Here is a 1,485-nt window from a genome sequence, read left to right as displayed (position 1 = left end):
TGAAGGGTGCCCGCTGGCGCACGAAGCACCTGCGGCGGAGCTACTCGTGCGCCAGCGGGCACCCTTCAGGGCGGGGGGCTACGCCGAAACAGGCTATCTTTGTCATTCACCGTAAAATCATCGTTTCCGTTGCGCGTTGTTCATTTAAATACGTACCAGACTACTGGGGGAGCTGCCGTTGCGGCTGGTCGGCTCAATCGGGCGTTGAATCAGATCGGGGTTGACAGTACGTTGCTGGTTCAGGAGTCTACTCGGGTCGAAGCTGATGTGGAGGCATTGGCTACCAGCTTTCTGGCCAAAAAAATGGCCTTTGCCCGATTTGGTGGTGAGCGGTTGTCATTTCTGCCCTACGAGAAAGATAAGTCAGTCCGTTTCCAGTTTTCGCCCGCTACTACGGGGGTTGATCTTACCTATAATTCGCTGATTCGTCAGGCCGATATTCTGCATCTGCACTGGGTGAACTTCGGCTTTTTTTCGGTGGAAGGATTAGCTAGTCTGATGCGTTTGGAAAAACCCGTTGTCTGGACGATGCACGATATGTGGCCGTTTACGGGCGGTTGCCATCATAGCGGCACCTGCGAAAATTACCAGCGCGAATGCGGTAACTGTGTTCCCTTCCTGCGTAATCCCGGCCCCGCCGACTTATCGCATCAGGTTTGGGAGCGAAAGCAAAAGGCGTATTCATCTGCGCATCTGGTGCCGGTGGGCTGTAGTGAGTGGCTGGCGAACCGGGCACGTAAGAGCGGCTTGTTTCGCCCATTTTCGGTCCTGAATATTCCAAATCCGATCGACACCGATCTGTTCCGGCCAATCGATAAGGCCGAAGCGCGTCAGGCGCTGGGCTTGCCCACCAACCGACGACTGATTTTGTTTGCGGCGGCAAAGGTGAGCACGCTGGGGAAAGGGTTTGCCTATTTTCAGCAGGCGTTACACCATCTTCATAGTCAACTCGAAAATCCCCGCGAGGTAGAGTTGTTGATTTTCGGCGCGGGTGATAAAGGTCTACTGCACGAACTGCCGTTTCAATATCATTTCCTGGGCCCGTTGAGCGACATGGTCAAAATCAGTCAGGCCTACAACGCCGCTGATATGTTCGTGATTCCCTCATTGGCCGAAAACCTGCCCAACACCATTATGGAGGCGATGGCTTGTGGTACACCCGCTGTAGGCTTCGAGGTGGGTGGTATTCCCGAAATGATCCAGCATCGAGAATCGGGTTATTTGGCGCAATACAAATCGGCTGAGGACTTAAGCGCAGGCATGAACTGGCTCTTGAGTCTGTCGCCGAATAACTACGCCGTCATTGCCCACGCCGCCCGTCAGCACGTGCTGGAACACTACGATGAGGCTGTGGTGGCCGGGCAGTACGCGAGTTTGTACGAATCGCTACTGGGTGAATGACATGTAGCACCGAAACGGTCCGCCGCTGCGGCTCCAGCTTCGGTAGTAAAGTGATTAGCTGTTTACAACTACCGAAGCTGGAGC

1 protein-coding gene is annotated in these 1,485 nt (G+C 54.5%); it reads left to right on the top strand.

Annotated features, from left to right (window positions below; all coding sequences use genetic code 11):
• The first annotated feature begins 99 nt into the window (after positions 1-99).
• The gene (locus tag ACAW87_RS25740; protein WP_370726545.1) at positions 100-1,401 is read left to right on the top strand and encodes a glycosyltransferase family 4 protein; all 1,302 of its coding nucleotides are present in this window, start codon (positions 100-102) and stop codon (positions 1,399-1,401) included.
• Positions 1,402-1,485 lie beyond the last annotated feature (84 nt).

Source organism: Fibrella aquatica (assembly GCF_041321135.1).
In the GTDB taxonomy this organism is placed as follows: Bacteria; Bacteroidota; Bacteroidia; order Cytophagales; family Spirosomataceae; genus Fibrella; species Fibrella aquatica.
Note: the sequence above shows the minus strand (reverse complement) of the source record. Positions and strands in the feature narration are given on the sequence as shown.